Here is a 24,147-nt window from a genome sequence, read left to right on the forward strand (position 1 = left end):
GGAGATGACCATGAACCGCAAGACCTCACTCAGCTCCCTGATGCTCCTGTTGGCGCTGTGGTCGCCGATCACCCACGCGCAGGCGCCGCAACCGCTGCCCGAAGTGCCCACCACCCTGTGCGGGGTGGACGGCTGTCGGCAGGGCAATGACCTGCTGCTGCAGGTGCGTCCGGCGGCGGATGCTCCCGCCGGTCCTGCGGAACCCGGCGCGGTGGTGCCGGCACCCAATGGTGCGTCGGCCACCGAGCTCCCCGATGGCGCCGTGGTCTGGGCCACCGAAGATCCGGCGCTGTCGGCGCCGGTGCTCAATGTGCAGACGGGCTCCATGGCCCCGTTCGAGAACGGCCGGCTGACCAAGCCGCTGCGCTTCCACGGCTACAACAACTACGCCTCGTTCATCGAGCGCCTGGAAGTGGTGATCTACCGCGGCAGCGACACTGACCTGGTCACGCCACTGGCGCGCATCGAGATGCCGGTGGACTACGTCGGCAACACCGAGTGGGACGGGCAGCTGCCGGAAAACCTCAACCTGCGCGTTGGCGATGACCTGCAGTACATCGCCCGGGCCTACGGCCGGGATGGTTCCTTCGATGAAACCAACGCGCAGCGCTTCCAGCTGGTACTGCCCACCGACTACGAACGCGGCACCCAGCTGGTGCGGGACAACGTGCAGCGCACCCTGGGTCGCGTGCTCGATGGAGACGATGCGCAGGCACAGCAGCTGAGCAATGCCATCTACGGGCAGAACGCGCTGCGCCAGCAGAACATTCCGATCTATGGCTCGCGGGTGCGGATCTACGGGCGTGGGTTGAGCCCCAATGCACGGGTGATGATCAACGGGCAGAGCTTCCCGGTGGACCTGGAGCAGAAGTTTGCCGCCGAGTTCCTGGAGCCGATTGGCGAGCACCGGTACACCGTGCAGGTGGAGGCCATGGATGCGCCGACGCTGACCCGCACGCTCGACGTGGAAGTGACCGGCAGCTACCGCTTCCTGGTGGCGCTGGCCGATGTGACGCTGTCGCGCAATACCGCCAGCGGCAACCTGGATCCGCTCGCCGCCGACCGCGACCAGGACGACAGCTTCCTCAGCGAAGGCCGGTTGGCGTTCTACCTGAAGAGCAAGCTGCGCGGGAAGTACCTGGTCACCGCGCAGGCCGACACCTACGACCGCGAGCTGAAGCGGCTGTTCGACGGCTTCCTGGACGCCGACGCGCGCGATGTGTTCCGCCGCCTCGATCCGGACCAGTACTACCCGGTATACGGTGACGACTCCACCACGTATCGCGACATCGACACGCAGGGCAAGCTGTACGTGCGCGTGGACTGGGACCAGAACCAGGCGCTGTGGGGCAACTTCGCCACTGGCTTCACCGGCACCGAGTACGGCCAGTACGTGCGTTCGCTGTACGGCGCGGCGGTGAGCTGGCGCTCGCGCGCGACCACCCCGCTGGGCGACCCGCGTTCGCTGCTCAAGGCCTTCGGTTCCGAGGCGCAGTCCGCGCTTGGCCACACCGAGTTCCTCGGCACCGGCGGCAGCCTCTATTACCTGCGCCACACCGACCTGCTGCCCGGGTCGGAGCAGGTGGTGATGGAAGTGCGCGATCGCACCACCGGCCGAACCGAGACACGCACCACCCTGCAGCGCGGTCGGGATTACGAGATCAACGAGATCCAGGGCCGCCTGTTCCTGACCCGCGCGCTGTCGCAGATCACGCGCGAGAACGTGCGCACGCTGACCCGTGATACGCCACTGGATGGCTATGACCAGCTGCTCCTGGTGGACTACGAGTACATCCCGCTGGGCTTCAGCACCGACGACGTGAGCGCCGGGCTGCGCGGCAAGCAGTGGTTCGGCGACCACGTGGCGGTGGGCGGCACCTACGTCGACGAGAACCGCAGTGGCGACGACTACAGCCTGATGGGCGCCGACCTTACCCTTCAGGCTGGGCGCGGCACTTACCTGAAACTGGAACAGACCCGCACCGAGGCTACTGCCGCGCCGATCTTCTACTCCGACAACGGCGGCCTGAGCTTCATCCAGCGCAACCCGGTCAGCGGCGACCGCAAGGGCGATGCCCGCGCGGTGGAAGCGCGCGCCAACCTGCGCGAGCTGGGGTGGACCAAGCAGGATTGGAGCATGGGCGCCTGGTGGCGCGACGTGGACGCCGGCTTCTCGGTCTCGCGCATGGACAGTGGGCTGGCGCTGGAGGAATACGGTGCCGAGTTCCTGGGCTACTTCACCGACAACCTGAGCCTGTACGGTCGGCACAGCCGCGCCGAGCGCGGTGAGGTAGCAGTGGAGCAGTCGCAGCTGACCATGGACTGGCGGCTGGGCAATGACGGTCAGCTCGGCGCCGAGCTGCGCCGGGTGCGCGAGGAGAACGCCGGTACCGACGTGGACGGCACCCTGGCGGCGCTGAGTTACCGGCAGCGCTTCGGTGCCAAGTGGGAGCTGTATGGGGTAGGGCAGCTGACCGTGGATGACGACAGCGGCGCCTATGAGAAGAACGACCTGGCCACGCTGGGCGCGCGCTACCTGTTCGGCGACCGCTCCAGCCTGGGCGCGGAAGTGAGCAGCGGCAGCCGCGGCGATGGCGCCAAGCTCGAAGGCGAATACTGGATGACGCCCGAGCACAGCTTCTATGGCAACTACAGCTACAGCACCGACCGGACCACCACCGACCCGCTCTACGACACCGGGCTGCAGTCGGGCTGGACGCTGGGCCAGCGCTGGCGCCTGAGCAACCAGGTCAACGTGTTCAACGAAAGCCAGTACCTGAAGGACCGCCGCGACGACAGCGCCGGGCTGGTGCATACCTTCGGCATGGACTTCTACCCCGCGCAGGGCTGGACGCTGGGCTTCAGCGTGATGGACGGCGAACTGGATGCGACGACCGGGCGCGTCGATCGCCGCGCCTACAGCGTCAGCGGTGGCCGCACCGATGCCGATACGCAGTGGACGAGCAAGCTCGAATACCGCCGCGACGAAGGCGCTGAAGATCGTCGGCAGTGGGTGACCACCAACCGGCTGCTGTACAAGGTCAACGAGGACTGGCGCATCGCGCTGCGCGCCAACTACGCCGACACGGATGACAAGCGCAACCCGCTGGCCGATGCCAAGCTGGTGGAGTCCAACCTGGGCTTTGCCTGGCGTCCGCACGACAACACGCGCTGGGCGGCCTTCGGCAAGTACACGTATCTCTATGACGTGGCGTCGCTGGGCCAGGAAGGTGGCAACGTGTACGACCAGAAGTCGCAGATCATCTCGTTTGAAGGCGTGATGCAGCTCAGCGACCGGTGGGAGCTGGCCGGAAAGCTGGCGGGGCGCTGGGGCGATTACCGCACCGGGCGCGGCGAGGGCGCGTGGCTGGACAGCCGGGTCAACTTCTCCGCCTTGCAGTTGCGCTACCGGTTGTTCGCGCAGTGGGAGGCGATGGGCGAGTACCGCTGGCTGGACGTGCGCGAGGGCGGCGACAAGAAGGGCTGGCTGGTGGGCGTGGACCGCCAGGTGGGGCAGAACTTCAAGATTGGTGCGGGGTACAACTTCACCGAGTTCAGTGATGACCTGACCGAGTTGCGGTATGAAGCGAAGGGGTTCTTCCTGAATTTGTCCGGGTATTACTAGGCTTCGGCATTGTCTGGCCTGCCACCGTTCATCTCATTCGGGCGCTTCGGCTGAATGCCTGGCAACGTTTTCATCCTGAATGGGCCGATCTTTGTGGGATTGTCCTGCCCAAAACGACGTGGTGGTGACGTTTTGGACTGTATCATATTGATTTATATTGGAATTGCGCCGAAGGGCGGCCACTCGCAACTGTCACCATTTCGCGGTACGTTAGGGGCCTGATCTGCGTCAGCGTTTCACCTGCGGAACGCTGGAACTTTTTGAACTGTCAGCAGTCCAAATACAGGACTGATAAGATGACCCCTATGAGCCAGAACATGTCTACTGCCCTTGTGGCAAACAATCTTCCGATTCCCAGTGCGCTCGGTTCGCTGGACGCCTACATCGGCGCCGTGCACCAGATCCCGGTGTTGACGGTCGATGACGAGCAGGACCTGGCCCGCCGCTTCCGCGACGAGCAGGACCTGGACGCCGCGCGCGAGCTGGTCCATTCCCACCTGCGCTTCGTGGTGCACGTGGCCCGTGGCTATAACGGCTACGGCCTACAGCTGGGCGACCTGATCCAGGAAGGCAACATCGGCCTGATGAAGGCCGTGAAGCGCTTCGACCCGGACATGGGCGTCCGCCTGGTGTCCTTCGCGGTGCACTGGATCCGTGCCGAAATGCACGAGTTCATCCTGAAGAACTGGCGCATCGTCAAGGTCGCCACGACGAAGGCGCAGCGCAAGCTGTTCTTCAACCTGCGCAAGTCCAAGACCCGCCTGGGCTGGTTGAACGCGGCGGAAGTCACCGCTGTCGCCAAGGACCTCAACGTGTCCGAACGCGAAGTGCTGGAAATGGAATCGCGCCTCTCGGGTCGCGACATCGGTTTCGATGCGCCCAGCGATGACGATAACGAGCATGCGCCGCCGTCGCCGGCTGCGTTCCTGGTCGCCAACGATGAAGATCCGTCGATGGCCTACGAGCGTGCCGACAGCGAAGACAACCAGCTGCAGCTGCTGCGCGAGGGCCTGGCCGAACTCGACGCCCGCTCGCGCGACATCATCCGTCGTCGCTGGCTGGACGCCGACAGCAAGGTCACCCTGCAGGAGCTGGCCGATGAGTACGGCGTGTCCGCCGAACGCATCCGCCAGGTCGAAGCAAACGCGCTGAAGAAGATGAAGGCGCTGTTCACCGCGTAACGCGGCATCCAACGCATCAAACAAAAGCCCGGCATCGCCGGGCTTTTTTGTTGCGCCAAGAGCGTGCCCACCAACGGTGGGCACCTACCGAGAGTAGAGCCGACTGTCAGTCGGCTGCTCTTACGCCCTCTCGCGCGCGATAGCCCGCCAGCCAATGTCATTGCGGTGGAATTCGTTTTCCCACGTCACCTTCTCCACGCCCGCATACGCATTGGCCTGTGCATCGCCCACGCTGTCGCCCAGCGCGGCCACGCACAACACGCGGCCGCCAGCGCTGAGCACCTGGCCCTGCGCGTCCAGCGTGGTGCCGGCGTGGAACACCTTGGCCGTAGACGGCACCTGGTCCAGCCCGTGGATCACATCACCGGTGATCGGCGTTTCCGGATACGGCGCCGCCGCCATCACCACGCCCAGCGACGGACGCGGGTCCCACCGCGCTTCCACTTCATGCAGGCGTGCATCGATCGCCGCCTCCACCAGTTCCACCAGGTCCGACTGCAGGCGCAGCATTACCGGCTGGGTTTCCGGGTCGCCGAAGCGCACGTTGAATTCAATCACCTTCGGCGCGCCACTGGCATCGATCATCAGCCCGGCATAGAGGAAGCCGGTGAATGGGATGCCGTCGGCGATCATGCCCTGCACGGTGGGGTTCACCACCTCGCGCATCACCCGTGCGTGCACCTCCTCGGTAACCACCGGTGCGGGCGAATACGCGCCCATGCCGCCGGTGTTCGGGCCGGTATCGCCATCGCCCACGCGCTTGTGGTCCTGCGAGGTGGCCATCGGCAGCGCCGTGGTGCCATCGACCATCGAGATGAAGCTGGCTTCCTCGCCATCGAGGAATTCCTCGATCACCACGCGCGCGCCTGCATCGCCGAACGCATTGCCCGACAGCATGTCGCGCACCGCGTCTTCGGCCTCCTGCTGCGTCATCGCCACGATCACGCCCTTGCCCGCGGCCAGGCCATCGGCCTTGACCACGATCGGTGCGCCCTTGTCGCGGACGTAGGCCAGCGCAGCATCCACCTCGGTATGCACGGCATAGAACGCGGTGGGAATGTTGTGGCGGGCCAGGAAGTCCTTGGCGTAGGCCTTGCTGCCTTCCAGCTGCGCCGCCGCAGCGGTGGGGCCGAAGATGCGATGGCCAGCAGCGCGGAAGCGGTCGACCACGCCGGCCACCAGCGGTACTTCCGGGCCAACCACGGTCAGCTCGACACCTTCCGCCTGCACAAGTGCCAGCAGCCCGTCCAGGTCCGTGACTTTCACCGGGACATTGCGGCAGCCGGCCTCGGTGGCGGTGCCCGCATTGCCCGGTGCAACCAGCACCTCGGTGACACGGGACGACTGGGCCAGCTTCCAGGCCAGGGCATGTTCACGGCCGCCGGAGCCGATGACGAGGATTTTCATTGAGACATTCCTGGGGTAACAGTTAGAAAGTAGGGTGGAAGGCGGTCAGTCCGGCTTCACGGCGGAGAAAAGACGCTTGGCTTCGGTGTGCAACTGCTGCAGGTCGACCTCGGCCTCGCGTTCTGATGTGATCCTGTCCGCTCCGCGCCGCTGCGCATCGAATGCTGCGTAGCGCTCCGCGATGATCAACTCCATCTGCTGACTTGAGATGCGGCCCGGACCGTTGAGCACAGCGCGTTCGTTGAAGTCGAGGAAACGGTCGGTCTGCGTGATCCAGTCGTCCATCCGCATTTCGATGCGACGCTCGGCACGGTCTTCTGCGAAGTCGAGGAACATGGTGACCAGCCGGTTCAGCTGATCGAGTTCCCTCTGTGTCAGGTAGTTCTTTGACACGACCGCGTCGGACTTGCGGAGCTTGTCGCCGGACCAGTTTGTCAGGCCCATGTGAGGCACGTCGGGATCGGCGCGCTCGACAATCAGCTGCGCAGCGGTGCGGCCGGTAATGGCGAAGACCAGCTTGTTCTGGATGGTGGCGAAGAACGTCTTGGCTGTTGCTGCCGTGCCGTCGTAATCGCTGCTGCTGGCTTTGAACAGATCACGCAGCGTCTGGTAGAACCGCTTCTCCGAACTTCGGATGTCGCGGATGCGGAGCAGCAGTTCTTTGAAGTAGTCCGCGCGCTCGGCGTCCTTGAGTCGTTCGTCGTTGAGCAGGAAGCCTTTTACCAAGTACTGCGACAGGCCCTCCGCTGCCCAACGGCGAAACTGCGCGCCTCGTGGTGATCGCACGCGGAACCCCACCGCCATGATGAGTTCAAGCCGATAGGTCTTCACGGTACGCCGCACCTCGCGGCTCCCTTCCTGTCGAACCTGTAAGTATTCCTTACACGTTGCCGACTCCTCAATCTCAGCGTCATCGTAGACTGACTGGATGTGCTGGGTGATGTTCTGGGGCGTGGTTTGGAACAAGGCCGCCATTTCTGCCTGCGTCAGCCAGACCGTACCTTCCGCGGCGCGCAGATGAACCTCCGTCCGACCGTCATCGGTGCGGTACAGAATCAGCTCGCCATGGTTGTCGGTCATGCGATCACCCTCCAGCTCCGGTCAGAACCTGTCAGCGGGCGCCGACGCCTGGTCGGCCCCCACCTTACGCCGAACAATCAATGGCGGAAGTGACGCACGCCGGTAAACACCATCGCCAGGCCGTGTTCGTCAGCCGCGGCAATCACTTCGGCGTCGCGCATCGAACCACCCGGCTGGATCACCGCCTTGATGCCGGCGGCGGCGGCGGCGTCGATGCCGTCGCGGAACGGGAAGAACGCGTCGGACGCCATCACTGAACCTTCGACCACCAGGTTCGCGTCGGCCGCCTTGATGCCGGCGATGCGCGCCGAATACACGCGGCTCATCTGGCCGGCGCCGACGCCGATGGTGCGGTTGTCCTTGGCGTAGACGATCGCGTTGGACTTGACGAACTTGGCCACGCTCCAGGCGAACAGCAGGTCGGTGAACTGCTTCTCGGTCGGAGCCAGCTTGCTGACCACGGTCAGTTCGTCACGGCGCATGCCACGGTTGTCCGCGCTCTGCACCAGCAGGCCCGAGCCAATGCGCTTGGTGTCGTAATTGTTGCGGCCTTCGCCGTGCGGAATGCGCAGCACGCGCACGTTCGCCTTTTTCTGCGCGTACTCCAGCGCAGCCGGTTCGTAATCCGGAGCGATCAGCACTTCCACGAACTGGCGGTCCAGGATCACCTTGGCCGTGGCGGCGTCGAGCGGCTTGTTGAAGGCGATGATGCCGCCGAAGGCGCTGGTCGGGTCAGTGGCGTACGCCAATTCGTAGGCATCGCCGTTGCCGGCGCCCACGGCCACGCCGCACGGGTTGGCATGCTTGACGATCACACAGGCCGGCGCGTCGAACTGGCGCACGCATTCCCATGCGGCATCGGCATCGGCCAGGTTGTTGTAGCTCAGTTCCTTGCCCTGCAGCTGCTGGAACGTGGCCAGCGTGCCGGCCACCGGCGACAGGTCGCGGTAGAACGCGCCGGCCTGGTGCGGGTTCTCGCCGTAGCGCAGGTCCATGACCTTCACGAAGCTGGAATTCATCTGCGCCGGGAACTCGGTCCGCATCGGCACGGCCGCATCGGTGGCGGTTACCGCCGACAGGTAGTTGCTGATCGCCGCGTCGTACTGCGCCACGCGGTTGAACGCGGCCACCGACAGCGCGAAGCGCTTGGCGGCCGACAGCCTGCCATCATTGGCATCCAGCTCGGCGAGCAATTCGGCGTACTGCGACGGATCGGTGGCCACTGCAACACGGGCGAAGTTCTTCGCCGCCGATCGCAACATGGCCGGGCCGCCGATGTCGATGTTTTCCACCGCATCGGCCAGTGTGCAGTCCGCGTTGGCGGTGACGCGCTCGAACGGGTACAGGTTCAGCACCAGCAGGTCGATCGCCGCAATGCCATGTTCGGCCATCACCGCCTCATCCTGGCCGGCACGGCCAAGCAGGCCGCCGTGCACCAGCGGGTGCAGGGTCTTGACCCGGCCATCCATCATTTCCGGGAAGCCGGTGACGTCGGCCACGTCCTTGACCGGCAGGCCGGCGTCGCGGATTGCCTTGGCGGTACCGCCAGTGGAAAGCAGCTCGACGTTGCGCGCGGCCAGGGCGCGGGCCAGGTCGATCAGACCGGTCTTGTCGGAAACGGAAAGCAGGGCCCGGCGCACGGGCAGCAGATCGGAACTCATGGGGGCAGGAGATCGAAGCGGAGCGGGCCCATATTGTAGGCCGTCCCGCACCCCCACCGGGGCCTCAGGTGGCGATGCCGTACTCTTTCAGCTTCTTGCGCAGGGTGGCACGGTGGATGCCCAGCATCGACGCCGCGCGGCTCTGGTTGCCTTCGCAGTGGTTGAGCACTTCCACGAACAGCGGTATTTCCATTTCACGCAGGACGATCTCGTACACGTCATCCGCATCGCAGCCGTCCAGGTCGCGCAGGTAACGCCGGACCGACTGGGCCACGTGTTCGCGCAGCGGCGGCTTCGGCGCGCCACGACTATTGTCAGGACGAGAAAGGACAGCGTTCAAGAAGGATCCCGGTGCGAAGCCAGGGCGGACCACAACCCTGGCGGAGAATTTGGAGGGGGCCAGTCTAGCGCGTGCGTGGCCGTGCCGCCACGCTCGTTGGCAGGACGCCGGGTTACAGGAACTCGAAGGTGAATGCGACCGTGGACGCCGCCGGTTCGCGCACCCGGAACGCGATCTGCGCGCTCTGGCCCGATTCCAGTACGGAAGCGGCATCGGCCGTAGGGTCCAGGTAGTCGTGCGGCGCGAAGACGCGGGTACCGATCACGCGGCCATCGGCGTCGGACAGCGACAGCCGCAGCGACGGCCAGGCTTGTGCCCAGCGGGCATCGTTGCGGAAACTGGCCTGCACCTGCAGCGCGCCGGGCTGCCCGGGCACCGGCCGCACGTCGCGGCTGATCATGCTGAAGGCGGCCGGTTCCTGCCAGGCCGGCAGGCTGCAGCGCAGCACGCTGCACAGCCCGGCAATCCACGGCCGGCTTCCAGCATCGGCGGCCAGTCGCGCGCGGTCGGCGACGGCGATCTGCAGCAACAGCAGCACGACCAGGCCACCGACCAGTGCCCACTGCCAACGCGGCGTGGGCGCTGCACGTTCGGTAGCGCGCATGAAACTGGGTGCGGGCGTGGCAGCACCGTTGGGCGCGATGGGCTCGGCCACTGCGACCGGAGCGGGGTCGATGTCCGCTTCGGTCTGCTCGATGTCCTCCACATACGCCTCGGCACCAACGGGATTGTCCTCGTTGTTGTCCGCCTCGCTGTCCGGGGCGACCGCGTCGACCGCCTCGGGCGTGGGTTCAGCGGACGCACGCAGGAACGTGGCCAGGGGACGTCGCGGTGGCGGAGTCGGTTCGCTCATCGGGTCATTCAAGCACGGCGCACGCCGGTGATGCGCATCCAGTCGTCGTCGCGCGCCACTTCAAGCTGCTCGAACCAGGGCGCATACCGCACCAGCAGTTCGTCTTCCTGCCCATGCAGGATGCCCGACAGCGCAATGCGGCCGCCTGGTGCCACGCGTGCGGCCAGCACATCGGCCAGCGCATCCAGCGCCGAGGCCAGGATATTGGCCACCACCACCGGATAGGTGGCCTGCGGTTCGTCGGCCGGCAGGTAGACCTGCATGCGGTCCTGCAGCGCGTTGCGCTCGGCGTTGTCGCCCGTGGCGAGTACCGCCTGCGGATCGTTGTCCACGCCCACGGCCCTGGCCGCGCCGAGCTTGAGCGCAGCCAGCGCCAGGATGCCCGAGCCGCAACCGAAATCCAGTACCGTCTGCCCGGCCAACGCGCCTTCGGCGGCCAGCCCGTCCAGCCAGCGCAGGCACAGCGCGGTGGTGGGGTGGGTTCCCGAACCGAACGCCAGGCCCGGGTCCAGCCTTACCACGGCAGCATCAGCGGCTTGCGCAGCCTCGGGCAGTTCGTGGTTCCACGGCACGATCCAGGTGCGGTCGCCGAAGGCCATCGGCTGGAACTGGTCCAGCCAAGCGCGTTCCCAATCCTCGTCCTGCACTGCGCGGAAGCTGACATCGGTCCATTCCAGGCCCGGGTCGAACGCCTCCAGCGCGGCCAGCAGCGCCAGGGCATTGGAGTCGGCGGGGAACAGGGCGCTGAGCACCAGGTCATTCCACAACGGGGTTTCGCCCACGCCCGGTTCCAGGATGGCGCGCTCGTTGCTGGTGTCGGCATCGGCGTCGAGCAGGGTCACCGCCAGCGCGCCCACGTCGTCCAGCGCATTCTCATAGCGCGGCTGGGTGGCTTCGGTGCAGTGGAGAGTGAGTTCCAGGAACGGCATGGGCGATAAGGACCTGCGGAAAACGGTGAATGCTAGACGATTGCGGACGGTCGCGGCGACGACCGTCTCAGAAGGCGGTGAGAAGCGACGCGACGGCCTGTTCAGACAACAGGGTACGCCATTGCTAAACTCCGCATCCTGCTGTCTGTCTCCTTTGAACCGGTTCGCTGAATGGCCCTCGCGCCCACGCTTAAAACCTGGCTGCTGGTGGTACCGGCCCTGGCGTTGCTGGGGGTGGTGGGTTACCGCGCGGGCGGCCGTGCGCTGCAGGCCGACCACGCGTCGGCTGCGGTGAGTGAGCTGCAGGTCGGCACGGGGTCGGCTGCGCCGCTGCAGGCCCAGCAGTTGGCGCGCCAGTTGCTGGCCAGCGAGCGCAGCACGGCGGTGCCGTCGGGATTGCCGCTGGACATCCGCGCCGATATCGAGGGCGACACCGACCTGTTCGCCTACGCCCAGCGACTGCGCCTGCAGGCGGCCAACGGCAATGCCGAGGCAGGCTGGATGGTCAGCCGCGTGTATGACTACTGCGCGATCTATGCGATGGACCCGGGCGGTTACCAGCTCGACAACAACGTGCTTACCGGGCTGGGCATGAACGCATCTTCGCCGATGGTGCAGGCACGCGAGCGTGTAGCGCGCCGTTGCGCGGGATTCGTCTCCAGCGACGGCCTTGGCCGCTCGTTGATTGTCACCCAGCGCGTGCTGGCTGCGCGCGCAGGCAACCTGGCGGCCGAGGCGGCGCTGTTTGCCGATGGCCAGCCATTGAAAGACACCCCCGAGTACCGCCGTGGCCTGGTGGAGCGGGTGATGGATTCGCGTGATCCAGAAGCGTACATGGCCATTTCCACCGCCATGGGCCAGCGCGCCAGTGGCGACGGCGCCCTGCAGGGCCTGGTGGCCGGCGACCAGTTCAGTGAACTGGCCTGGCGCCTGGCGGCGTGCGAGCTGGGCATGGCCTGCGGGCCGGACAGTGTATTGATGAACAATTTCTGCGCGAACGGAGGGATCTGTTCGCAGGACGGTGGGCAGGACTTCGCCACTTTTGTGTATGACGCTGCGGTTTCGCGGCAAGGTGCGGGGAAAATGAAAACGTTGGTTGAGCAGTTGATCAAGCGGAGTGACCGGTCATGAATTACCGTCGATTCCTGCATGGTGCCAAGTTCTGGTTCTGGGTGGCATTGTTCGTGGCCTACTCGGCCGGTGCCGTGGGCCTGGTCATGATCGACACCTACGATGACCGCTACCGGAAGTTGTCGAAGGTGACCCTGACCTCGGTGAAGGCACACGAAGACGTGCGCCGCGCCGGTGCCAGCCAGGTGGCTGCGGTGTACCGCGCGCAGAGCGGCATGCCCTTCGCTTCGTTGCCGGCGGGCAGTACGTTCCAGGTGGTCTGGCCGGACGGCTCGACCGAAACCATGGTGATCGTCGACCCGACGTCGTCGCTGGGCGTGGCGCCGGTCAAGGACACCCAGATCACGGCCGCCGACGCCAGCCGCTGATGCAGGGCCTTGGCACCCCGCTGCCGGGCCTGGGTCGCATCAGCGATTGTCCACGTCTATCAGAGATGCGATCCCGGTAGGGATATTCGCTTGGACAGAAAGGCGCAGCTTCGATCTCATCGGGCTCGCCTTCTGAACGAGCCCTCCATGCCCACCACCGCAGTCGATCACCGGCATGCCGCCGGTCGCTTCCACGCCCGCAGTCCTGTCACCGGTCCGCAGCCGCAGCCGGTGGACCCCACCGTCATCCGTCGCGTTGAAACCCCCATGCAGGCCCTGGCGGCGGTGCTGACGGTGACCAATGCCGCGAGGCTGCCACTGAGCACCGCGCGGCCGCTGCCAGCGCACGCAGCTCCCAGCGCACGCCCGGCCAACTGCATCCCGGTGCCTGTCTCGCCGAGCCTGCCGGGCGTGCTGCATGGCGTCGCGGGTTTGTTGCGCAGCCCGGTGACCGAGCTGTTCAGCGACACCCGCACCGCGTGGCTACGGCACGAAGGAGTACGGTGTGCGCCGCCGTTGGGCACGGGCATGCGCGCGTTGCTGCAGGTGGGGGATGCGCTCTCCACCCTGGCCGAAGCTGCCATGCTGGGCGGGCGCAGCGTGCTGGGCATGCAGGAGGCGGCGGTCGTACTCGATATGGGCGCCGATGTGCTCGACCATCAACCACTCGATCGGAGCGAGCTGACCGACGCGGTGATGGTGCTGGGCGGCATGCATGGACTCGAACCCGGCGCACCCGCAGGACCGGAAGCCGAGGAGCCGGTGCCAGCCGCCGCGGCGTCGCGTGGCTCTGGCGAAAGTGACACCCCGCCGGTTGCGCCTCGGCGGCCGGGCATGACGATCCGCCAGACCACCGCCGACCTGCACCACGGTCGCGTCCAGGTGCGGTTTGAGGGTGCCGAACGGGATCTCAGCATCAGTGAGGGTCGGCTGCAGGTGCTGACCGATCATGGCACCGTCGACGTGATCTTCGATACCGGCGACTGGCAATGGAAACGCGCACCGGCCACACGCCCGGCAACGTCCAGCGTGCACCGCGCGGACAGTTCCATTGCGGTGTTCGACCACCTGGCCGGGCGGGTGCATCAGCAGGCGCCAATCGAGCATGCCCGGCTGCGCCTGGACCTGCTTGGACCCGATGGCATCCTGTACTACAACGATCCGGCCGCGCAGCTTGCAGGCAACGCCGTGTGCGTGGATGGGCGCTATTACGCCGCCACGCTGACCGATGGACTGGGCCTGCGCATCGGCGCGCTGGAACTGGTCAAGCGCGACGGCGTCTACCAGCTGCGCGAGGAAGCCCCCAAGCCTGTCCGCACGCTGCGCTGTCGCCGGGCACCGGGCGACGCCTGCGCCGCGCTGCCACCCGAGTTCTCGCCGGAACTGTCCCGCCAGCTGGAGACCCATCACGGGCAGGCACTGGGCGAGCACCAGGCGCGCCGACGGGGCATCGTGCCCGATGTGGGTCGGCCAGGCTGGTACATGAGCCGCCAAGGCAACCGGCTGCGCCACTACCTGCGTTTCAACGACCGCTACTTCCGCGTGCGCCTGCGCCAGGTGGACGAGCACACCCAGCGCATTTCGGTGTATCTGCCACGCGGCGCCGGTGCCGGCCGCCTGCATCGCCGAAATGACCCGGCGCACCGCATTGTCGACATCCGCCAGGCGATTCCGGCGCAGGAGCATCGCTTCATGACCCAGGCCGAGTTCAACGTGGAATATCGCGGCATGCCCAGCCTGGAAGCGGCGCAGGTGTATGAAAGCGCCGTGGCGCAGAACGCGCGGCTGCGGTTGAGCCAGCTGCAGCGCGCCGCCATCCGCAGCTACCTCACCTGGCGCCGCCGCTCCATGGACGATTTCCTGCAATACGGCAGCCTACAGCCTGTGTTCCGCGATTCGGAGCAGGCGGTGGCGCGCATCAACCGCGCCCTGGCGCGCATTCCGCCGCACGCCGGCCGGGTGTACACGGCACTGGCGCTGGATGCCGCGCAGTTCGCCGGCCTGCAGGAAGGGCAGACGCTGTACAGCCGCACATTCCTGGTGGCCAGCGGTGACCGGGGGCGTGCGGTGCATGCCGCCGCTGCAGCCAACAACAACAGCGTGCGGGGCGCCACCACCCTGGTGACCCTTGCCATGCGCCAGCATGCCCATCCCACCGGCCTGCTCTCGCTGCAGGACGAAGCGCAGGTCATGATCGGCAACAACGTACTGTTCAAGGTCATCGCCAAGGCACCCGGCGAGCTGCACCTGGAAGAGCTGGGTGCCGCACGGCAGGCCATGGGTACCCTCGGCGCGCAGCCGCTGCTGGCCATCCCGCTGCGCGATTGAGCACCGCGCGCTGCCCGGGTAGCGCCGACCGTTGGTCGGCCCACGTAGAGCAGGATCACCCGGCAACAGTGAGTCACCCATGACGCAGGAAAGCAGAAAGGCGGGCAATGCCCGCCTCCCTGTTCAATCCACCACCGAACGGATCAGGTCAATGCAATCGACTTGTTCTTGCGCTCGGCCAGCCGCTTCTCCAGGTAATGGATGTTCTGCCCACCGGCCTGGAAGCCCTTGTCCCGCATGATGCGCTGCTGCAGCGCCACGTTGGTCTTGATCCCGTCCACCACCATTTCGCTCAGCGCCACGCGCATGCGCGCGATGGCCGTTTCGCGATCCGGCCCGTGCACGATCAGCTTGCCGATCATCGAGTCGTAGTTCGACGGCACGCGGTAGCCGGCATAGATGTGCGTATCCACGCGCACACCCGGACCGCCAGGCGGATGGAACGCGGTGATCAGGCCCGGGCTCGGCACGAAGGTTTCGGCATCTTCAGCGTTGATGCGGCATTCGATCGCATGGCCGGTGAGCACCACATCGCTCTGCTTGATGCTGAGCTTGTGGCCGGCGGCGATCTTCAGCTGCTCCACCACCAGGTCGATGCCGGTCACCATTTCGGTTACCGGGTGCTCCACCTGGATGCGGGTGTTCATTTCGATGAAGTAGAAGCGGCCGTCTTCGTAGAGGAACTCGAAGGTGCCCGCGCCGCGGTAACCGATGCGCACGCACGCTTCGGTGCAGACCTTGCCGATCTCTTCGCGCTGTTCGGCGCTGATGCCCGGTGCCGGCGCTTCTTCCACCACCTTCTGGTGGCGGCGCTGCATGGAGCAGTCGCGCTCACCGAGGTGGATGGCGTTGCCCTGGCCATCGGCCAGCACTTGGATTTCCACGTGGCGCGGATTCTCCAGGAACTTCTCCATGTAGACCTCACCATTGCCGAACGCGGCCTTGGCCTCGCTCTTGGTGGTTTCAATGGAGGTCTTCAGCGAGGCCTCGGCATGCACCACGCGCATGCCGCGCCCGCCGCCACCACCAGCAGCCTTGATGATGACCGGATAGCCGATCTCACGGGCGATCTTGGTGTTGGCCACGATGTCTTCGCCCAGCGGGCCGCCCGAACCCGGCACGCACGGCACGCCGGCGGCCTTCATCGCGCGGATCGCTTCGACCTTGTCACCCATCATGCGGATGGTGTCGGCCTTGGGACCGATGAAGATGAAGCCGGATTCTTCCACGCGCTCGGCGAAGTCGGCGTTTTCCGACAGGAAACCGTAACCCGGGTGGATGGCCTGGGCATCGGTGACTTCCGCCGCCGCGATCAGCGCCGGTATGTTGAGGTAGCTCTGCGGCGACGGCGCCGGACCGATGCAGACCGACTCGTCGGCCATGGCCACGTGCTTGAGGTTGCGGTCGACCGTGGAATGCACGGCCACCGTGCGGATGCCCAGGGTATGGCACGCGCGCAGGATGCGCAGCGCGATCTCCCCTCGGTTGGCAATAACGACTTTGTCGAGCATGGACGGATCCTTAGCCGATCACGAACAGCGGCTGGTCAAATTCGACCGGAAGGCCGTTTTCAGCCAGGATGGCCACGATGGTGCCGGAAGCATCGGCTTCGATCGGGTTGAACATCTTCATCGCTTCGATGATCGCCAGCGTTTCGCCGGCCTTGACCTGCTGGCCGATGGTGACGAAGGCCGGCTTGTCCGGTGCGGACGAGGTGTAGAACGTGCCGACCATCGGCGAGCGCAGCACGTGGCCTTCCGGCAGCGCCGCAGCCGGCTTGGCGGTACCGCCGGTGGAGGCTTCGGTCGGCGACTGCATCGGCATCGCCTGGGCGGCCGGCTGGGCCGGGGCCGGGGCCATCATCATCTGCGGCTGGGCCTGCACCATGCCGTAGCCCGACACCGGGGCGCGCGACAGGCGGACGGATTCTTCGCCTTCCTTGATTTCGATTTCGGCAAGGTTCGACTCTTCCAACAGGTCGATCAGCTTCTTGATTTTGCGGAGATCCATAGGGGCCTCTGGTGTTTGATGTCAGTGTGGTGGGAAGCGCGGAGCGCTCGGGTCAATGGGGTTTCAGGCGGCGGCCAGCCGCACCAGCGCCGCGTCCATCGCGTAGCGGTAGCTGTCGGCGCCAAAGCCGCAGATCACGCCTACCGCCTTGTCGCTGAAGTAGCTGTGCTGGCGGAACGGTTCGCGGGCGTGCGGGTTGGACAGGTGGATTTCGATGAACGGCACATCCACCGCCGCCAGCGCATCGCGCAGGGCGACCGAGGTGTGGGTGAACGCAGCCGGATTGATCAGGATGAAGGTGGTACCGTCGGTACGGGCGGCCTGCACCCTGTCCACCAGCACGTGCTCGGCGTTGGACTGCAGGCTTTCCACCGCGTGCCCGGCGCCCTGCGCCTGAGCCAGCAGGGCCTGGTCGATCTGCGCCAGCGTGGTGTGCCCATACACGCCCGGCTCGCGCGTACCGAGCAGGTTGAGGTTGGGGCCATGCAGGACCAGCAGTTTCGCCATGGGTGCCACGCAACAAGAAAGGGCGGAGTCTGGCGGAACTGGTGGATCGTGTCCAGTTCGGCGAAGTTACGGGTGTTTCAAGTGACCGTTTGAATTTGTGGTCCACCGCTTGTGCCGCAGGGGATGTCGCATCTCGACCCTCGCTGAACCGTCCGCCAGGGTCGGCTGAACCCGAGGAGAGCTACGATGAAATGGAGTGCAGTGCTGGTGTCGTGCTTGATGGCTGCCGGCGCAGCCGCCCGCCCGCCGGAGCCGGTGGAGCTGCTGACGTCGGGGCCGCCCACCTGCGTGGCGGAGCGGGTCGGCCGGGTCACGGTGAAGCTGGGCAGCAATGAGCCCAACCAGCGCACTGGCATGAACCCCTCGCCGGTGAGCTACAGGAAGGCCTTCGCAAAGCTGCAGAAGCAAGCCGGTGAACTCGGCGGGCACGCCGTGGTACTGCGCGGCCATGCCGCCGATTTTCATACAAAGAACGCCCGCGTCGCCCGCCTGCCGACGTTTCTTCAACTGTGCGGGGACGTGGTGAACCTCAAGCCGGACCTGGAAGGCTGCCGGATCGTCGCCCTGGATGCGGAACAGTTCGCGCAGGATGCGTTGAAGCGCGAGGGGGGAGAAGGTGACGCTGCACAACACGACCGTCTACTGACGGTCGGTTTGCTGCAGCAGGTTCAGCCGGCGCCAGGTCACGCGGCCGGTCCCAGCGCCGTCATCCATGCTTCCGCGTCGGCGCCAGCGGCAATGCGCATCGACGCGGCAGGGTCAAGTTTCTGCGCGCCATACGGCGTAGGCGACGTCCGATGCGTGGGTGACCAGCCCGCTGCTGTCACGGAAGCTGGCAATCACGCCGGTCACCAACGGGCCATAGGCCGGATGGTCCATGCCGCCCAGATGAATGCCTGCGTTCGCGCCGAACCGGGTGGCGGGCGAGCGCCCGGGCAGCACCAACCGCAACCGAACGCCGAATGGCTCCACTTCGATGGCAAGCGATTCGGTGAACACATTCACTGCTGCCTTGCTGGCGGTTTAAAGGCCTACGAGTAGCAGCGCCTTGATGCTCGCCGTGGAAGTCACGTTGACGACCAGGCCCGCGCCGCGCTCACGCAGTTGTGGCAGCACCGCCTGGGTGACGGAGCGCGCCCAGCGGGTTGGTGTCGAACAACGCGCGTGCGGTTTCCATCGGCGTCGGCTCGACCGGTGCCGGAGCGCCGTAACAGGCGTCGTTGACGCGCAGGCCGGCGCGAGGTAATGCTGATTGAAGCGTTTCGCAGCGGCGCATGGGGCTGGCGAAGCGGCTGTTGCGTGATCGTGAGTTGGGCCTTCAACAGGTGGCGGAGCGCGTGCGCGGTTACATTTGGTGTGGCATTTGCGTGCCAGGTTGGATCGTCTCCCGCGCTTTCTGCCCGGGGGTAGAGCACGAGTAGGCCGGAGGGGGGCGTCTCGCTGTTAGACAGGGCGCTAATGGCTGCCTATTCACAAGTTCCACAACAATGGATAGCTTAGGTGCAAAATTCGGGAGCCAGACATGAGGATTAAGGTTGTTTCGAAGGAAGAGGCGATCTCCATCTGTGGCAGGAAGGAAGATCACTTCTTTGATCGAAAGGCTGCCGCCATCAAAGGGGCCAAGCTGCAGAGGATTGCAGTTGCATTGGCGAATGCGGAAGGTGGTGAGTTCTGCGTCGGAGTGGCAGACGACAGAGAGCAGGATAATCCAGAGCTCCGTTGGAGCGGTGCCGAGAACGTTGAGGACTTCAATCAGCATATCCAGGCCCTCCTTGAAGTACAGCCGCCTTTGCCTTTGGAATTCTCATTCCTCAAGTCTCCCTTGAGCGAAAACTATGTGCTCTTTGTGCAAGTTGAAAAGAGTCAGCATGTGCACCAAACCGCAGACCGTACCGTATACGTGCGGAAAGGTGCGCAATCCCTACCTTTGGAGGATGCGGCTCAAGTGACGGCTCTTTCGCATGCAAAAAGGTGCAACATCTTTCGAAGATTTCTCTGTCGAGGATGCTATCGCCGAGGACATTGTTGACGGCTACCCGATTCGAACCTTCTTGGAAGAGTACTCGCCGAGCACCGATCCCCTAGACTTAAGCCTCAACAAGGGACTTGTCGACAAGAAGACCTTCAAGCCTAAGGTGGCCGGGCTACTTCTTTTTTCAGAGAATCCGACAGGTGTCGTTCCCAGAAAGTGTTCAGTTCGAATTGCTCGGTATGCGACGAAGGAAGACGATCCGGACAGAGAGCACTTGGCATTCGTAGAGTCAATCGAGGGTCCGCTGTACACGCTAATTCACCTAACAGTTGCGCGTGTAACCGAGATCATGTCCGGAATCAAGGTCTGGACTACCGATGGTGCAAAATCAATGGAGTACCCTCCCGAAACTCTTTGGGAGGTTGTTGTGAATGCACTGATTCATCGCGACTACTCGGTATCTGATGATGTGCAAATAAAGATCTTTGACAATAGGATTGAAGTGATTAGCCCTGGTAGGTTGCCTGCCTTCGTGACGACCGAAAACATTCTTGATTCCAGATATGCGAGGAACGCCAAGATAGTCGGTATCCTTTCGAAATACCGAGATGCCCCCAATAAAGACATCGGCGAAGGCCTGAATACTGCCTTTCAAAAGATGAAGGATTGGCGATTGAGGAGTCCGCAGATTCTTGAGGAGGGGAACTCAGTTCGCGTGATTCTTCCTCATGCAGCGCTAGCCACTCCTCAGGAGGCGATCATGGAGTTCGTTGAGAAGAATGGTGCGATCAACAATCGTCAAGCTCGGGATATCACGGGAATCAAGAGCGAAAACGCGATGAAGGCTGAGTTCTACAAGTTGAGAGATGCAGGAATCTTGGAGATGAATCCGGATCTGAAGGGAAATAAGGCGGAGTGGCGCAAGAGACTGTGATCGTATAGTCGCAGCAATTCCACGGTCGGGCGTCGATTGTGCTGCAGATCTATACGTACAACGTGGCTCGATCTCAGGCGGGAGCAAAGAAATGAGCCAAACATGATCTGGGTTGCGGAGGCAGAAGTGCAATGGAGACTTACAGAACGCTTGCTGGTGCGAACCTGAAGTTTCAATCCACGATAAGGCGCCTTCAGGTTGAGCATGTTCTTCAGCGATATCGAGAGGCTTGGGTGGTCGTTCCTACTTGGCCGTTTCTCGCGATCGACCGGGTACGAATGCGCTCGAGGCTACACGGTTTGAAAGCTTTTCCCGTTTTTTCGTCGGGGCAGCTTTGGCAGAACTTGAGTCCTCGAGATCTCGGTGCGCGTATTGTTACGGGGCTCGGCGTATCTGGGGTGACAGCTGGAATCGGCTCAAATAGCCGGGCTTTCGTAGAGGGTAAGGCGAATGCGATGGGTCATTTCCTCTTGGATTGGAATCCAGCATTAGTGGTTGGTAGCACGCCTTGGTGTGCGGAGGGTGCGCACCTTATATTCGTGGATGGAGATGATCTATTCCAGTACCGCTATGGGGAACTGGACTCCTCGGGGCCGCGAAGTCGGACTGTCTCAGATAATTTTGACTTCTCAAGGTTGGTCGAGCTTCGCGACAGATACTTGACGAAATTCTTCAATGGCGCAAAAGACAGTACGCAGGATCTCGCCCTGCTTTCTTCCTTGCTGGATGAGACATTCGAGGAAAACGGGTTGAGCCTTGACGCCGCTGGGCGCTACCAACGCGAAGTTTCGCCAGGGATCAGGTCCGCCGACTACCCGCCTCCCCGTTTAACGAAGTACGAAAGGCTAACCCATGATTCGCTTGATCGGCCAATGTCTGAAGTCTCCTTCGCACTGGCGCACTACGAGAAGGCCATCAGGGAGTTCAATGGGCTGAAGACGCACGTTGCATCTGGCAGGCGAGACGAGGCATTTCTGAGCGGGATTTATTGCGTGGTTGCTGTTGCAGCTTCTCTTGAGGCGATTGGCAACTACTTGGTGCACTCGGCGACAGGGCATCACCCAGGTCCGGCGGATCGGCGTCAACCTATCGAGAAGATCAACATGGCAGCTGCGCAGATCGCGACTGTCAGCCACAGGGGCTATGCGTCAATTGGGAGAGGGGATCAGCTGTACGAGGTGCTCGATCGCGTTCGCCAGCTGCGTAATCGCTTCATGCACGCGAAGGAAAGTGCTGACGACATCGATGCATCGGTCCAATCGTCGGTACTGTCAGCCCTAATCGACGAAGGTTCATGTCGCTTGTACTTGGGTAGCTTAAGAGGCTGGATCCATGACGTGTTTGAACAGATTCCGGAGGTGTCGCGCCCGATCGTGACTGACTCTCGTCACGTCTGGATGGGAGAGCTGGAGGTACCTTGAGGTAAATCACGAGTCGCAAGCGTCACGCATTGGAGAGCGCCACGCGCCACGACGGGCTGCTCGGCCATAGCAATGAGGCATGTCGTCTGGTTGCAAAAACAGAGGCCGCGACTGGCTGTGAATGCGTGCTAGATGCGTCGTTGGAAGTCTGCGCCTACTAAACTGCCTGGATCAAGAGAAATAAACGATTTCCCAACCTTCTCGACATTTGTCATGGTGGGTTCCGGAGTGTAGGAACTCCTTCATACGAGATACTCGGACGTCCATTTGTCGGGAGGGTGGCTAATACAACACCCTTGAGGAAATACGCCCACCGCTTCTCGTATGTCGGTTCCTAACCTCCCGACTCCCTCGTCATCCCGGCGAGGGAGATTCCCATTGGAGGTCCGTCATGACTATGTACTGGGGTGAGACGCCCCACATCGTGCGCCGGAATGGCCGGTGTGATCCCGCGGCGCTGGAGAAGTCCGCTTCCCGTTTTTCATTCCACCTACGCCAGGCGCACGATGCCGGCGAGCCTTTGCCATGTCTCGTTCTGCGGGGGAGTTGGCTGCGCGATATGGGCTTTGCCGTAGGCACGAAGGTAGTGATCGGTGCCAGCGAAGGCCAGATCAATATCGTGCTTGAGCACCGAGCCATGCCTGTAGAGCCAAAAATGCGCAAAGCCCCACGACAGCGAGCGGGCGTTGTGGACGCACGGCTTGCGTCACTCAAGCAGCGCCGCCAGGAGGAACAGTCATGACCAAGCCTGTATTGGTTCGGGCGAAGGTGGACGAGGCGCTGCGCTCCAGCTTCCGAATGGCTGCAGCACGCGCGCATGTACGTCCCGCGCGCGCTCTGAGGCTGTTGATGGAGGAGTATGTGCTGGCCCAGGGCGGCCATCCGTCGGTGTGCACGCCCTTGGACGAACGCACTTTCGAGCGCGTGGCGCATGCCGTCGTGGCCAAGGCACCGCCGAGCGTGCATATAGTGGCGCGGGTGGAGAGATGGCTCCCGAAACAGGGGGTCCATTCGAAACACTGAAGCTGCGTCGGGCAGAGCGCAGCGGGCAGGGCGCCCGCCACGGCGGGACGCCGGGGGTTCGGACGGGCTGGTGGCACCCCAGCGTTCCGCTCATGGCACTGGTCTTCCGGGAGAGCGATATTACCTTTAGTAGGTAACGTCACTCCGGGAGCATTCCCCATGCACAGCCTGATCGTAGTTGCCCACCCCGAACCCGGCTCACTCACCCACGCGGTGGCGAGCCGGATCGGCGACGCCATACTTGCCGCCAGCACCGGCAACACGGTGGAGATCGCCGACCTTGCTGCGGAGGGCTTCGACCCCCGCTTCAACCAGGCCGACAACGCCTTGTTCCGCCAAACCGCAGCGCCGCCGGAGGATGTGGCCGCCGAACATGCCCGGATGGATCGGGCGGACGCGCTGGTGCTGGTCTATCCACTGTACTGGTGGTCATTCCCGGCGCTGCTCAAAGGCTGGATCGACCGCGTGTTCACCCAGGGCTGGGCCTATGCCGAGAGTCCGGATGGCAAGGTGGTCAAGAAGCTGCAGCGCCTGCAGGTGCACCTCGTGGGACTGGGGGGCGCGGACGCGGCCATGATCGAGCGGCGTGGCTACGGCACCGCGATGAAGACGCAGATCGACATGGGCATCTTTGATTACTGCGGCGCACGCGTGCAGTCGTCCACGCTGCTGCTGGAATCGGACAGCGGTTCCGCCGAAGCGCACCTGCGCAACGCGGCGGACATCGGCCGTACCATTGGCGCGTCTGCTGCTGCCTGACCGACCCTTCCGATGCCCGCACGCCCCGAACCGCCCCGTCGCCGCATGCCGCGTGAACAACGCGCGCGCCAGTTGCTGGATGTGGCGTGGGCGCTGGTGGGCGAAGAGGGAACCGATGCGCTGTCGCTCGGGCGCCTGGCCGAAGCTGCCGGTGTCACCAAGCCGGTGGCCTACGACCACTTCATCACTCGCAACGGCCTGCTCGCTGCGCTCTACCAGGACTACGACCAGCGCCAGACGGCGGTGTTCGAAGCGCGCATCGGCAAGGCCAAGGCTCGGTTGAAGGATCGCGCCCATGCCATTGCCGGTGGCTACATCGACTGCGTGCTGTCGCAGGGCAGCGAGATCCAGGGAATCCTCGCTGCCCTCGCGGGGTCACCCGAGTTGATGGAGGTAAAGCGGCGGTACCAGCAGGAGTTCATCGCCAAGTGCGCGGAATGGGTGGGTGGCTTTGCCACCGGCAGCGAAGTACCCGACGCGGGCTACTGGGCGATCCTGGGCGCGGCGGAGTCGCTCTCCGAAGCGGTCGCCGCCGGGGTGGTTGAGCACGCAGTGGCGGAGGCAGAGCTGGTGCGGCTGATCGTGTCGACCATCAAGCGCAGCTGATAGATCCCTCCG

At 64.3% G+C, this 24,147-nt stretch carries 22 protein-coding genes; 13 read left to right on the plus strand and 9 right to left on the minus strand.

Annotated elements, in window-relative coordinates; genetic code table 11:
• The first annotated feature begins 10 nt into the window (after nt 1-10).
• Both ACQG3P_RS11700 and rpoH read left to right on the plus strand, forming a co-directional pair.
• Nucleotides 11-3,625, plus strand: coding sequence for a hypothetical protein (locus tag ACQG3P_RS11700; protein ID WP_426805127.1), 3,615 nt, complete (start codon nt 11-13; stop codon nt 3,623-3,625).
• A gap of 305 nt (nt 3,626-3,930) precedes the next feature.
• Complete coding sequence (gene rpoH, locus ACQG3P_RS11705; protein WP_068854233.1) at nt 3,931-4,806, plus strand: RNA polymerase sigma factor RpoH; 876 nt, start codon at nt 3,931-3,933, stop codon at nt 4,804-4,806.
• Between the two features lie 120 nt (nt 4,807-4,926).
• On the opposite strand, the gene purD is transcribed toward rpoH, so the two are convergent.
• From purD to prmA, 6 genes are all read right to left on the minus strand, one after another.
• Nucleotides 4,927-6,213: a phosphoribosylamine--glycine ligase gene (gene purD, locus ACQG3P_RS11710; RefSeq protein WP_426805128.1), complete on the minus strand. Its 1,287-nt coding sequence runs from the start codon at nt 6,211-6,213 to the stop codon at nt 4,927-4,929.
• A gap of 45 nt (nt 6,214-6,258) precedes the next feature.
• Nucleotides 6,259-7,293 (minus strand): virulence RhuM family protein, encoded by a 1,035-nt coding sequence (locus ACQG3P_RS11715; RefSeq protein WP_426805129.1) that lies wholly within the window; start codon nt 7,291-7,293, stop codon nt 6,259-6,261.
• Between the two features lie 77 nt (nt 7,294-7,370).
• On the minus strand, nt 7,371-8,954 hold the full coding sequence (gene purH / locus ACQG3P_RS11720; RefSeq protein ID WP_249833215.1) for a bifunctional phosphoribosylaminoimidazolecarboxamide formyltransferase/IMP cyclohydrolase: 1,584 nt from the start codon (nt 8,952-8,954) through the stop codon (nt 7,371-7,373).
• A 64-nt stretch (nt 8,955-9,018) separates the two neighbouring features.
• Nucleotides 9,019-9,294, minus strand: coding sequence for a DNA-binding transcriptional regulator Fis (gene fis / locus ACQG3P_RS11725; RefSeq protein WP_068854228.1), 276 nt, complete (start codon nt 9,292-9,294; stop codon nt 9,019-9,021).
• A 112-nt stretch (nt 9,295-9,406) separates the two neighbouring features.
• A complete protein-coding gene (locus ACQG3P_RS11730) occupies nt 9,407-10,147 on the minus strand; it encodes a DUF3426 domain-containing protein (protein WP_426805130.1) in 741 nt (246 codons plus the stop codon).
• A gap of 8 nt (nt 10,148-10,155) precedes the next feature.
• Entirely contained in the window at nt 10,156-11,076 is a 921-nt protein-coding gene (gene prmA / locus ACQG3P_RS11735) for a 50S ribosomal protein L11 methyltransferase (protein WP_426805131.1), read from the minus strand.
• Between the two features lie 171 nt (nt 11,077-11,247).
• Between prmA and ACQG3P_RS11740 the strand changes: the two genes are divergently transcribed.
• From ACQG3P_RS11740 to ACQG3P_RS11750, 3 genes are all read left to right on the plus strand, one after another.
• On the plus strand, nt 11,248-12,207 hold the full coding sequence (locus tag ACQG3P_RS11740) for a hypothetical protein (protein WP_068854225.1): 960 nt from the start codon (nt 11,248-11,250) through the stop codon (nt 12,205-12,207).
• Entirely contained in the window at nt 12,204-12,575 is a 372-nt protein-coding gene (locus tag ACQG3P_RS11745; RefSeq protein WP_068854224.1) for a hypothetical protein, read from the plus strand. The genes ACQG3P_RS11740 and ACQG3P_RS11745 overlap by 4 nt, the downstream gene beginning before the upstream one ends.
• Nucleotides 12,576-12,722: 147 nt before the next feature.
• A complete protein-coding gene (locus ACQG3P_RS11750) occupies nt 12,723-14,903 on the plus strand; it encodes a hypothetical protein (RefSeq protein ID WP_426805132.1) in 2,181 nt (726 codons plus the stop codon).
• Between the two features lie 143 nt (nt 14,904-15,046).
• Here the strand turns inward: ACQG3P_RS11750 and accC are convergent, their stop codons facing one another.
• The 3 genes from accC to aroQ all read right to left on the minus strand — a co-directional run bounded on the left by accC (nt 15,047) and on the right by aroQ (nt 17,420).
• Entirely contained in the window at nt 15,047-16,414 is a 1,368-nt protein-coding gene (gene accC, locus ACQG3P_RS11755; protein WP_068854222.1) for an acetyl-CoA carboxylase biotin carboxylase subunit, read from the minus strand.
• 10 nt (nt 16,415-16,424) lie between these two features.
• A complete protein-coding gene (gene accB / locus ACQG3P_RS11760) occupies nt 16,425-16,913 on the minus strand; it encodes an acetyl-CoA carboxylase biotin carboxyl carrier protein (RefSeq protein ID WP_184125873.1) in 489 nt (162 codons plus the stop codon).
• A 63-nt stretch (nt 16,914-16,976) separates the two neighbouring features.
• The gene (aroQ, locus tag ACQG3P_RS11765; RefSeq protein ID WP_068854220.1) at nt 16,977-17,420 is read right to left on the minus strand and encodes a type II 3-dehydroquinate dehydratase; all 444 of its coding nucleotides are present in this window, start codon (nt 17,418-17,420) and stop codon (nt 16,977-16,979) included.
• A gap of 186 nt (nt 17,421-17,606) precedes the next feature.
• Between aroQ and ACQG3P_RS11770 the strand changes: the two genes are divergently transcribed.
• The 8 genes from ACQG3P_RS11770 (at nt 17,607) to ACQG3P_RS11805 (ending at nt 24,135) form a co-directional block, all read left to right on the plus strand.
• Entirely contained in the window at nt 17,607-18,461 is an 855-nt protein-coding gene (locus tag ACQG3P_RS11770; RefSeq protein WP_426805133.1) for a hypothetical protein, read from the plus strand.
• A 481-nt stretch (nt 18,462-18,942) separates the two neighbouring features.
• Nucleotides 18,943-19,449 (plus strand): AlbA family DNA-binding domain-containing protein, encoded by a 507-nt coding sequence (locus ACQG3P_RS11775; RefSeq protein ID WP_426805134.1) that lies wholly within the window; start codon nt 18,943-18,945, stop codon nt 19,447-19,449.
• Nucleotides 19,382-20,326, plus strand: a complete 945-nt coding sequence (locus tag ACQG3P_RS11780) for an ATP-binding protein (protein ID WP_426805135.1) — start codon at nt 19,382-19,384, stop codon at nt 20,324-20,326. Before ACQG3P_RS11775 ends, ACQG3P_RS11780 begins: the two co-directional genes overlap by 68 nt.
• Nucleotides 20,327-20,625: 299 nt before the next feature.
• A complete protein-coding gene (locus ACQG3P_RS11785; RefSeq protein WP_426805136.1) occupies nt 20,626-21,747 on the plus strand; it encodes a hypothetical protein in 1,122 nt (373 codons plus the stop codon).
• Between the two features lie 391 nt (nt 21,748-22,138).
• Nucleotides 22,139-22,489 (plus strand): SymE family type I addiction module toxin, encoded by a 351-nt coding sequence (locus ACQG3P_RS11790; RefSeq protein WP_426805137.1) that lies wholly within the window; start codon nt 22,139-22,141, stop codon nt 22,487-22,489.
• Entirely contained in the window at nt 22,486-22,770 is a 285-nt protein-coding gene (locus tag ACQG3P_RS11795) for a hypothetical protein (RefSeq protein WP_426805138.1), read from the plus strand. Before ACQG3P_RS11790 ends, ACQG3P_RS11795 begins: the two co-directional genes overlap by 4 nt.
• Before the next feature lie 159 nt (nt 22,771-22,929).
• Entirely contained in the window at nt 22,930-23,529 is a 600-nt protein-coding gene (locus ACQG3P_RS11800) for an NAD(P)H-dependent oxidoreductase (protein ID WP_426805139.1), read from the plus strand.
• Between the two features lie 12 nt (nt 23,530-23,541).
• Entirely contained in the window at nt 23,542-24,135 is a 594-nt protein-coding gene (locus ACQG3P_RS11805) for a TetR/AcrR family transcriptional regulator (RefSeq protein ID WP_095363083.1), read from the plus strand.
• Nucleotides 24,136-24,147: the final 12 nt, after the last annotated feature.

The sequence above is a fragment of the Stenotrophomonas sp. SrG genome, from assembly GCF_050031795.1.
GTDB classification, from domain to species: Bacteria; Pseudomonadota; Gammaproteobacteria; order Xanthomonadales; family Xanthomonadaceae; genus Stenotrophomonas; species Stenotrophomonas rhizophila_A.

Coding starts and splice junctions, on each gene's coding strand:
- ACQG3P_RS11740 (WP_068854225.1), top strand. CDS start 11,248: ATGGCCCTCGCGCCCACGCTTAAAACCTGGCTGCTGGTGGTACCGGCC.
- ACQG3P_RS11800 (WP_426805139.1), top strand. CDS start 22,930: ATGCACAGCCTGATCGTAGTTGCCCACCCCGAACCCGGCTCACTCACC.
- prmA (WP_426805131.1), bottom strand. CDS start 11,076: ATGCCGTTCCTGGAACTCACTCTCCACTGCACCGAAGCCACCCAGCCG.
- ACQG3P_RS11770 (WP_426805133.1), top strand. CDS start 17,607: ATGAAATGGAGTGCAGTGCTGGTGTCGTGCTTGATGGCTGCCGGCGCA.
- aroQ (WP_068854220.1), bottom strand. CDS start 17,420: ATGGCGAAACTGCTGGTCCTGCATGGCCCCAACCTCAACCTGCTCGGT.
- ACQG3P_RS11805 (WP_095363083.1), top strand. CDS start 23,542: ATGCCCGCACGCCCCGAACCGCCCCGTCGCCGCATGCCGCGTGAACAA.
- accC (WP_068854222.1), bottom strand. CDS start 16,414: ATGCTCGACAAAGTCGTTATTGCCAACCGAGGGGAGATCGCGCTGCGC.
- ACQG3P_RS11790 (WP_426805137.1), top strand. CDS start 22,139: ATGACTATGTACTGGGGTGAGACGCCCCACATCGTGCGCCGGAATGGC.
- ACQG3P_RS11780 (WP_426805135.1), top strand. CDS start 19,382: ATGCAAAAAGGTGCAACATCTTTCGAAGATTTCTCTGTCGAGGATGCT.
- purH (WP_249833215.1), bottom strand. CDS start 8,954: ATGAGTTCCGATCTGCTGCCCGTGCGCCGGGCCCTGCTTTCCGTTTCC.
- ACQG3P_RS11745 (WP_068854224.1), top strand. CDS start 12,204: ATGAATTACCGTCGATTCCTGCATGGTGCCAAGTTCTGGTTCTGGGTG.
- ACQG3P_RS11730 (WP_426805130.1), bottom strand. CDS start 10,147: ATGAGCGAACCGACTCCGCCACCGCGACGTCCCCTGGCCACGTTCCTG.
- ACQG3P_RS11750 (WP_426805132.1), top strand. CDS start 12,723: ATGCCCACCACCGCAGTCGATCACCGGCATGCCGCCGGTCGCTTCCAC.
- ACQG3P_RS11715 (WP_426805129.1), bottom strand. CDS start 7,293: ATGACCGACAACCATGGCGAGCTGATTCTGTACCGCACCGATGACGGT.
- ACQG3P_RS11795 (WP_426805138.1), top strand. CDS start 22,486: ATGACCAAGCCTGTATTGGTTCGGGCGAAGGTGGACGAGGCGCTGCGC.
- ACQG3P_RS11775 (WP_426805134.1), top strand. CDS start 18,943: ATGAGGATTAAGGTTGTTTCGAAGGAAGAGGCGATCTCCATCTGTGGC.
- purD (WP_426805128.1), bottom strand. CDS start 6,213: ATGAAAATCCTCGTCATCGGCTCCGGCGGCCGTGAACATGCCCTGGCC.
- accB (WP_184125873.1), bottom strand. CDS start 16,913: ATGGATCTCCGCAAAATCAAGAAGCTGATCGACCTGTTGGAAGAGTCG.
- rpoH (WP_068854233.1), top strand. CDS start 3,931: ATGAGCCAGAACATGTCTACTGCCCTTGTGGCAAACAATCTTCCGATT.
- ACQG3P_RS11700 (WP_426805127.1), top strand. CDS start 11: ATGAACCGCAAGACCTCACTCAGCTCCCTGATGCTCCTGTTGGCGCTG.